The sequence below is a fragment of the Okeania sp. SIO2F5 genome, assembly GCF_010692685.1.
Classification (GTDB): domain Bacteria; phylum Cyanobacteriota; class Cyanobacteriia; order Cyanobacteriales; family Microcoleaceae; genus Okeania; species Okeania hirsuta.
Map to the genome: position 1 here is coordinate 1 of NZ_JAAHGU010000204.1, position 9,638 is coordinate 9,638.

General features: G+C 36.0%; 7 protein-coding genes and 1 pseudogene. 3 read left to right on the forward strand and 5 right to left on the reverse strand.

Annotated features, from left to right (window positions below):
• Positions 1-1,085 precede the first annotated feature (1,085 nt).
• Positions 1,086-1,295, forward strand: coding sequence for a hypothetical protein (locus F6K27_RS31080; RefSeq protein ID WP_287279695.1), 210 nt, complete (start codon positions 1,086-1,088; stop codon positions 1,293-1,295).
• 7 nt (positions 1,296-1,302) lie between these two features.
• Here F6K27_RS31080 and F6K27_RS31085 read toward each other — a convergent pair whose 3' ends face one another.
• The 4 genes and pseudogenes from F6K27_RS31085 to sodN all read right to left on the reverse strand — a co-directional run bounded on the left by F6K27_RS31085 (position 1,303) and on the right by sodN (position 5,876).
• Entirely contained in the window at positions 1,303-2,895 is a 1,593-nt protein-coding gene (locus F6K27_RS31085) for an Hsp70 family protein (RefSeq protein WP_287279696.1), read from the reverse strand.
• A 315-nt stretch (positions 2,896-3,210) separates the two neighbouring features.
• A pseudogene (locus tag F6K27_RS31090) lies at positions 3,211-4,039 on the reverse strand (IS630 family transposase); the annotation flags it as partial.
• 981 nt (positions 4,040-5,020) lie between these two features.
• Complete coding sequence (sodX, locus tag F6K27_RS31095) at positions 5,021-5,386, reverse strand: nickel-type superoxide dismutase maturation protease (protein WP_287279697.1); 366 nt, start codon at positions 5,384-5,386, stop codon at positions 5,021-5,023.
• Positions 5,387-5,417: 31 nt separating this feature from the next.
• Positions 5,418-5,876, reverse strand: coding sequence for a superoxide dismutase, Ni (gene sodN, locus F6K27_RS31100; RefSeq protein ID WP_287279698.1), 459 nt, complete (start codon positions 5,874-5,876; stop codon positions 5,418-5,420).
• A gap of 222 nt (positions 5,877-6,098) precedes the next feature.
• Here sodN and F6K27_RS31105 point away from each other — a divergent pair, with 222 nt between their 5' ends.
• Both F6K27_RS31105 and F6K27_RS31110 read left to right on the forward strand, forming a co-directional pair.
• Entirely contained in the window at positions 6,099-7,058 is a 960-nt protein-coding gene (locus F6K27_RS31105) for an orange carotenoid protein N-terminal domain-containing protein (RefSeq protein WP_124146065.1), read from the forward strand.
• 227 nt (positions 7,059-7,285) lie between these two features.
• The gene (locus F6K27_RS31110; protein ID WP_287279699.1) at positions 7,286-7,618 is read left to right on the forward strand and encodes a hypothetical protein; all 333 of its coding nucleotides are present in this window, start codon (positions 7,286-7,288) and stop codon (positions 7,616-7,618) included.
• A gap of 61 nt (positions 7,619-7,679) precedes the next feature.
• Here the strand turns inward: F6K27_RS31110 and F6K27_RS31115 are convergent, their stop codons facing one another.
• Positions 7,680-8,537 carry an EI24 domain-containing protein gene (locus tag F6K27_RS31115; protein ID WP_287279700.1) on the reverse strand — a complete coding sequence of 286 codons (858 nt, stop codon included), beginning with the start codon at positions 8,535-8,537 and terminating at the stop codon, positions 7,680-7,682.
• Between the last annotated feature and the right edge of the window lie 1,101 nt (positions 8,538-9,638).

Below are 9,638 nucleotides of genomic sequence, written 5' to 3' on the forward strand. Positions count from 1 at the left end.
CGTTCGGTTAACTTCCTAGGAGGAATTTATTTGGCAGCTTCTGTCATTTTATTAGCATAGCGATCGCCATCGACCTAGAGCATACAATACCCATTTTGTCAATTTTTTAATTGATGACACGCCCTAGTAAGTAGTGGTTTCTCAAAATTAAGTTTTTGGCCAGTAAAAGCATCTTGCTTTTGTATAGTAATAGCCAGAGCGGTTAGGACTTATACTAATAGACATCTCCAATAATAAAAAATCAAATCAATTATTATCTATACATTATCAATTTCTCCCTGGAGGGGAGGGGTTAGGGGTGGGTTCGCTGTTCGCTGTTCGCTGTTCCCTGTTCCCTCTTTTGGGGGAGATGTCTAATGATGAATCTTAGACTAAGCAATGTTTGTCAAACTGTTCGCTGTTCCCTATTCCCTTTTCCCTCCGATAACTGATATGAATTTAACAGACATAGACATCAAGCAATATATGTAAACTGAGCGCATTCAAACCAGGTGAAAGTAAAAACTAAATAGGCGATCGCTACTACCAACATTTTCTGGTTTGACGATCTAACAAGGAGAAAAATAGAATATCCCCATAGTGCCACATAATATCATGTCCGGTTGAATACTTATTATTAAGATAGTAGGGGAGCGGGGGACCCACCCCTAACCCCTCCCTGGAGGGGAAAATAGAAAGATTTACTGTTGAAGCACTCATGATAAGTTTTTTCCAGATCGCTCTTATCCGGACATGATATAAGATAACATCCCCAAAACACCAACAGATAAAATAGTATCCAGAATTAAATTATGAGCTTGAGGAGTTATATCACGCTCTGACCCGGACATGATATCATACCTCTTTTCACTAACGCCAAAACTCTTATTGATTTATTACGAAATTATTAAATTAACCAATTCTAGAGAAAAATTGGTTTACTTTCCTGGTCGTAAAATCAAAGGAGACTAATTTTGATTGTGGGATTTTCAAGATGACTACAGAAAATAAATGTAGCCGAAACTAGAATAGAGGATAAATTTAATCTTTCATCACAACTAAAACAAATTTTCGGGTAATGGTTTCGGGTTTTACTGGCAGTGGTAATGGCAGTGGCGATGTTTGTCATACCGATAAAAACAGTCAATGCTGCTCCGATGATTGAGTTCACTGACTCACAGCAAGCTTTAGGGAATTCTTTTAGCTTTGGTGTAAGTTTAGCAGATGTGGATGGAGATGGCGATGTTGATGCTTTTGTTGCTAATTTTGTCGATAAAAGCATCGCGGGCCTGTCGTTGGGTTCAACTATTGTCTAAAAACAGACTAACTTAACTGCACAACAGCTTGCTCATTTAATAAAATTTCATTAGTCAATAAATCCTCTACAGTTATTCTGAGAAATCTAGATTCATCGACCCAAAACAATACCTTAATTCGATCGCTTCCAGGATTTCCGGGAGGATTTAATTGAGCAATACTACGACCTCCCTCTCGGTCATTTAAAGGTTTTACCACAGTTTGCTCTCCAGATATTTTGCGAGTAATTAGGCGATCGCCATCGAAATAAACTTCTGTCCCACCAGACTCAGCACCTAACTCTCCCAAAATTAATTCAATACTGGGTTGACTATTCACCGAAGCACCCAAAACCAACTCCACAGGATTACTCATTGGATATGGTTGACCAGACTTAATCAAAGGATGCCAACTATGAGCATTTTTCCTTCTATCCCAATAGCGGATACCATAACTGTGATACAAAAAGTCCTTAACCTCAACTCCTTGAGTTAATTGCAATGCTCCCTGAGAAATTGCTTCAAAAGGTTTTTCACAACGAATTTTTGCAGCATCAAAATATTCTTTTACCCACCTTTGAACTGCTGGTATTTGTACTGTTCCTCCCACCAATAAAACAGCATCAATTTCTGATAATTCTATTCCTTGTCTTTTTGCCTGCTGTAAAACCTGATTCATGGAATTATCAAGACTGACAAAAAATCCCTTTTCCTTGAGAATTTCCTCAAAGCCATCTCGCCCTAATTCCAACTCATAACTTTCTAAATTTTCATCATCAAAATAAACTTCCGTTGCCTGCTGTTGTAAAGACAATTGAATCTTTAACTTTTCTGCCAAACGAGTAGTTAAAGGAGTCTTTTCAATACCTTGATTTTTGACAAAATAATCCACTAACCAATTATCAATATCCGACCCCCCTAAATTCTGTCCTGATTTGGCCAAAACTCTTGCCGTTTTTGCCTTTTGATTTGAACTTTTACCAAAAGATTTTTCACCCCATTTCAGAATAAAACCCAAAGGTTGTTTTTGTGCCGAATTATCCAACCGCACCAAAGATAAATCTAAAGTTCCGCCACCAAAATCAACCACCAATAAAATTTCTGCCTCTGCCATCCCATAACCCAAAGCTGCGGCAGTAGGTTCATCAATCATTCTTACTTGGTCAACCTGTAGAGACTGGCAAACCTCCCCCAACCAATTACGATAAGCCTCAAAACTATCTACCGGAACAGTAAAAATCAAAGATTCTACAGGCAAAGGAACATTCCGAATACCAGCTACAATTTGTTGTAAAAATAACTTTCCTACCTGTTCAAAAGAAACTATTTGACCATCAAGTTCAGGCAAAAACCCTTTAATATCTGAGGCAATACCCCGCTTAAAATTCCGAAAGAAGCGAGAATCTGTATTCACATCGTAACCCTTATCTCTAACTTGCTGACCTATTACTACCTTCTTTTCAGTAGCATTCTCCACATAAACCAAGCTAGGAATTAGGGGTGGATTTTGTCCAGAAATAATTGACAAACCTGGTAATTTAACAATTTCAGGCTGTTGAGTTGTTTGATTCCAACGGGAGATTACCGTGTTACTTGTTCCAAAGTCTATCGCGATCGCCATTCAGCTATCCAATTTAATATGCCATATTACTCAGAATTATAATGAGGATAGCTTGATTTATCAATCACAAACAAGAATAGACATCTCCACCAAATGAGGGAATAGGGAATAGGGAATAGGGAACCCACCCCTAACCCCTCCGGTGGAGGGGAATAATTGATAATTTCTGTACGATAATTGATTTTATTTTTGATTTTTGGAGATGTCTAATAAGGTAACTACTAATTACCTTCAAACCAATCTTCGCCACCAGGTAATTGGGCTAAATATTCATTGACTAAAATAGCCATTCATCTTCTTTTATATATAGCAATCCTAAATTGGTTGTGGCAAAATTCCATACTGAAAAAGTTTGGGAAAGTCAAATATTCTACCATAGCGCAAAAAACTTAAATAGCCACTTAACTATTTTAAAAGAACTACAAAGATGATCAAACTGTCTGATGAATTTTTTGACTTGTAACCAAATATCTTCAACAGGGTTTTGCTCCGGGGCATTCGGGGCAAATTTTGTACAATTTATCAACCATTCTTCTTCTGGTAAATCTTGATTAATTTTTATCAAATATTCTCGAAATTCTTGAGAATTATGATAAGTTGTGGCATCCCAAAATATTGCCAATCTTTTTCCCGTTCTTTGCCGTTGCAAATATTTGATAAACTCAATGGTATTTTCAGTATTTCCACTTTGATACTCTTGAACTATAAATTCCTTTTTTTGGTAGTCTAAAGCTCCATAATAAGTCTGTCTTTCCTTTTGATTTTTCATCGTAATTTCTATTCTTTTATCTGTTTTTCCCCAAGCATAACCTAATACATCCCCCCATAGCAGATGACATTCGTTAATCATAAACACTGCTTGGTTTCCCGCTTCTATTTCCGGTTGCCATTTTGCCAATTTATCCTCTATTTCTTTTTTTTTTGCTTTCACTTATTCATCATTTTTAGCTGGATGATTTTTTTGAGTTTTTTTCCAACTTATTTCAGCCTCTTTGAGTAAGTTATAATAACTCTGATAGGACCCAAAAACTACGTTATATTGGTTCTGTAAATAGTTTTGCAAGTCTGATAATCTCAGATAATCTTGTTCTCTCAACTAATCAATTGTTCTCTCTTTTTCTTCAGCTTTTAAGTAACCTTTCTGCAGACATACTCTTCCTGCGGAATGCTACGCAAACAGGGATTTTTTGACCAGAAAATGTGTAAGTACCACTAACTACAATTAGTCTAAACTGCAAAACTGTCTAGTTTGCTTCTGAAGCCAGTTTCCTTAATCCTATCCAGGAAATACAAAGGATGAAAAAAAATAAGATAGGTAGTATTAAATTGGTAGGGTAGACTAATTCTAAAGTTCCAATATACCCATATTTATCCTCAAAGTCATAAACTTTTCTTTCTCCATCAAATTCATATAAACGCCTCCATAATGAAATTTTAGCTTCATCAAGGTTTGCAACTCTTTAATTTCTGTATTTTATTTAATCCTCATTCCTTAGTTCAGCGATCGCTATCTGAGAAGTTTTAATTATCAATCTCAGCTTCTAATTTTAAAATTTTCAACTTTGTCATCAACCTCTGACAAAAAACATCAAAAAAAGCCTAAATTAGCTAACGGAGTTTCAATAGTTTCAGCCTTTCCATGATAGAATTAACAAAGAATGATCCAAGGGTGTTTATAACCTAATGAGATTTTTCAGCCCAAAACCATGATTATTTCGTTGTTTTTTAAGGAATTACCTTATATTTCTTCAACGATGATGAACTAATTTTCATCAGTTGCTCTAACAATGGTTTGACATAGTTAAAAATATATGATATTAGCTAATAGCTTCCAAACTAGAGCAACTATATATTTTTAGTCCTGTAACAGTTTTGGGTAGAATTCGGGCGTTGCACAGTGGCGAATGATTTGATATTTTTGATTGAATTTGATTTTGGATTTGATAATTGCTAGAATAATTAATATTAGGTTTTTTTAGTCAAAGTCTAAACCTCTTTTTGGCAGTATCATTCCATAATGTGCAACCCCAGAATTCGTTGTGAAAAGTCAATTTAGAAAAGATCAAAATATCAAAGCCCTAAAAAAGCTCTCCCTGTGCTGTATCGATTTGATGCGATTTTTTGCCTAAGTTTTGTTTAAGTTCCACTCAGGAAACTTGCTAGTAACTCTACCAATTATTTGTTGCGAACTTACAAAACCGAAAGAACGACTATCACTACTTTCTTCTCTATTTTCTCCCACCAAAAAACAGTCGCCATTTTCATCAACAAAGGCAACCCGTTTAATTATTTTCAAATCTTGGCGATGGGGATGTTTAGCCACCACCAAATCATCTATTTCAGGTAAACAGTGGCGGTAGGCTTTAGTGTCAACAAGAATATCCTCCCCTGGTTTGAGTAGAGGAAACATCGACACCCCCGTAACACAAAAGCGTTGACGCAATCTCAACAACCATAACAATAATTCTTTATTATCGCTTGTTTGTATCAACTTTTTGCCTACCACCTCAAACTAAAAAAAATTAGCTAGCCTTGTACCAAGTTACCTCACGTTCCTTAGTAGCCCAGAACATATTATGGATTTTCTCCACAGCAGCTAATAATTCATTAGCGTGCTCCAAACTAACTTCCACTTTACAAGCAGAACAAAGTTTAGCAGCCTTCCAAAAAGTATCGTGGAGGTCTGGATACTTTTCTAAATGTACAGGCTTAAAATAATCAGTCCAGAGGACGAGCAAATCTTCCTTAGTCTTCTGAGCTTGCTCTTCCTTAATAGCAATATAGCGAGAAAGGGTATTAGCAGTCTTATGGTCTCCTGCTTTTGGGTCAAGGTCTAGAATTTTCTTAGTCATAGACACCACTGCCTCAGCATAAATGCGAGCAGAAGCGGGGTCATAAACACCACAAGGGCCATCGCAGTGAGCACTAACTTCTGGTGCTGGGAAGGACTTTCTAATCTGAGAAGCAATTCTGTTGAGCATAGTTTTCTAAGATATTCCTATCTGTATAAAAAATGTAAAGTAATGTTACGATGAAATAGTGGTTCAGAAGGAAGGATTTTCCTAATAATTTCCACCTACCCTAGTTTAAATCAAAAGTGTGGGTATTTATAAATTTCCGATAATCCCCACCCACCCCATTTTAAATGAAAAGTGTGGGTATTTCTGATTTTTAATTTTGGATTCCTTTATCAAGATAAACCTATGCCATTTTCAATTGATACAGCTCGCAATATCTTTCCCAACACCTTATCAGCTGATATAGTGCCAGCCACCATAGCTCGCTTCAATCAGCTAAGTGCAGAAGACCAACTAGCTCTCATTTGGTTCGCCTACCTGGAAATGGGCAAAACAATCACAATTGCTGCTCTAGGAGCTGCCAATATGCAGCTTGCAGAAATAACTATGAATGAAATTAAACAAATGAGCTTCCAGGAGCAGACCCAAGTCATGTGTGACCTGGCTAACCGCTCCGATACTCCAATGTGTCGGACATATGCCACCTGGTCTCCCAATATCAAGTTGGGTTTTTGGTATCAACTTGGAGAATGGATGAATCAGGGACTTGTTGCTCCTATACCAAAGGGTTATCAGCTTTCTGCTAATGCTTCAGCCGTATTGGGAACTATTCAAGGATTAGATTCTGGTCAGCAAATCACAGTTTTGAGAAATTCTGTGATTGATATGGGTTTTGATGTTAAAAATTTGGGCAACTATACCCGAGTTTCTGAACCTGTAGTTGCTCCAAAGAATATGGCAGAGCGAACTAAAGTTACGATTCAAGGTGTTGATAATCCTACTATCTTGAATTACATGAATAACTTGAATGCCAATGACTTTAATGCATTGATTGAGTTATTCACTCCTGACGGTGGCCTACAACCTCCTTTCCGTAGACCAATTGTGGGCAAAGATGCCGTTTTGCGATTTTTCCAAGAAGAATGTCAGAACCTCAAGTTAATCCCAGAGCAAGGAATTTCTGAACCTGCTGAGGATGGTTATACTCAGATTAAGGTTACTGGTAAATGCCAAACTCCTTGGTTTGGAGCTGGTGTAGGTATGAATATTGCTTGGAGATTTTTACTCAATCCTGAAGGTAAAATTTTCTTTGTAGCCATCGACTTATTGGCATCTGCCAAGGAGTTGTTAAATTTGGCTCGGTAAAAAGAAATAGGTAATAAATCATTGTACAGGAAAATTTAAGAGATAAATAAATTTTAATGAGTGTCTTCAAAAAGAACACTCTTTTTTTTGTTAGGACTTAATAAAATTGCCTTGTAAATTAATATAAATTTTATTTTATCTAGCTACTGAATTAGATTATATATGCTACTATTAATAACTACATAAAAAATCATAATCACACATAGATTTTTAAGAAAATAAAAAGGATGATGCAACTTACTAATACTCAGTGGTCTATAACAGAAGAAAAGATTGCCCAAGCAGCTTTAGAAAAAGCTAAAGAACGAGAAATCAATACCTTAATCACAACAGTGCGCCAACAAGCAAGTGGAATTCAAGAATTTGATGATTTATGGTATCTACATGATTTCCTCAGTGCCAGAAGATACGATCTAGATGGGAAGTATGACTCCAGAAATGCAACTGTGATTTTTGCTCTGGCTGGCTTAGTAAAAGAGGGATGGTTAAAGCTTGGAGAGCTGGAAGGCTTGGATAAAGAAAAGATTACAAAAGTATCTGCCATGACCCGCATTATCTAATATAATCTAAATCAAGGGCGGGTTGTGAAATGAACTGCTGTTCCATCTAGACCCGCACTCTTTAAGCTTGATTGTCTGGCAGTAAATTTGGTAAGACGCGATCGCAACAAAATAAAGTCCCTGCAGCGACACATAGTGGAATACCTAAAAAGTTAACTATAGGAATGGTAATTAAACCTTGACAAATTAACCCAAAAGTGGCGCTTGCTGGTAAACTACGACGCACTACTGTTAACTTCTGTCGAAATTTTAATTTTCTTCTCTCCAAAAATCCATCAAAAAAGTCAAGACAAACAATGGAAGTTGTTAAAGTTATACCACCAATAGTTGCGATTAAAGAACCTCCAGGGAGAAAGTTGAGCAGCAATATCGGTAAACCTATTACTAAAAGTAATCCAACTTTTTTTAGCTCAAAAAGTATGGCTCGCCAAATATCTTTGAGAGAGTTTAATAAACTTGGAGGAGTTTCAGGCAATGTTCCAGTTCTAATTTTTTCTAATTGTTCAGAAAGTTGACCATAAAAAGGTGAACCTAGAATAGTTCCAAATTGTACTAACAAAAATCCAATTATCAGCAATAATATTGCGAATAGAATAACTTGTACAAGTTTATATAAAATATTATCTATATAACTTAAGAAGTTTAACCATGTTGGTAATTGAGCAATTAAAGCATCAAAGCTTAAAGATAAGTTATTAAAAATAGTATTAATTAAATCAATTCCTGGTAGGAGTAAACTAAGATAAAGAAGAATACCTACCACAATATTAATCAAAATTGGCACAACTATATAACCTATTAATTTTGGATTTTTGAGAAATATCGTTAAAGCACGAAAATGGTAAGTTGCCCCTGCGAATAATCCGATAGGAGTCTCAAATATAGATAATATTGACTTAATTTTTTTTTGTTTTACCATGAGTTAATTGAGAGTAGTTATACCAAATTGATAAATTTTTGCTACAAAAAGCTAGGATATTTCTTAGGAGTCAACCCACCCCTAACCCCTCACAGGAAGAGAACTTAGGAAGAGCAAGTCAGAATGAATGGCTTTAATGGCAGTTTTTAGGTATGAATTTATCTTTTTAGTCCAAAAGGTATCTCCTATAAAGTAGGGACGTTAGCGGCAGCTCTGCGTTAGCAAATGGCCATTCGTCCTTGCAGCCCTTATTATTCGTAACATTCTTTTTTTATCCTTGGTATTAGAAGTTATAACAGTGTGCGCTGGTATATTTACAAATTGCAGGAGGTGCCCAATAGCTAAAAGTCTTATATTATCGGCAATTTATTCCCCCTATTGCCTGTTGCCAGATGAGCTGTTGCCTGTACACAACGCTATAGTAGCTATAAGAGGTTGTTTGTGAACAAAAGATTAAGTAGAATATTTGACAGCATCCTTACCATTTTCTGGAATAATAGTTGGTTCTTCTGTGACGCACCCCATGAGTTAGTGGAGATTCAGATTTTTTGTAGAGGAAAAATCCCTACTCTATAGAAGTATTAAATTATTTGTAGAAAATCAGATTGTTATACATATTTCTATTTAGCTTCTCTATTTTTCAATTATCCCCAGAATATTTTTGATACTAACTAACTACAATAGAAAGTTATATCAAGTCTGATTAATTAGCCACAATCAAAATATTTTCTCTGATAAATTTCCTCATTTTCCCTATTACCCATTCCCTAAAATTTTTATTGTGGGTATTTAAATAAACATGATATTAGCGTTTCTCAGTCTAATGAGGTACACCTATCTTGATTTGTCTTCTATTCCCTGTTCCCTATTCCCTAAAACCAACAAATTTTGTACCTCACGCTTCTTGGGAATGACTATATATATTAGCTATATTTAACATATAAAAATTATGGGATGATAGAAGATTTATATTATTGACATACTCCCGGCGCTGAATTAAAAATTACAGCGCGGGATTCTCACCCATCTGTGATTCTTGATTCAGTGACACCACTTACTATTTCAGGTTGCCCATCTACAGCAGAGGTGGTAGTCTCCTCA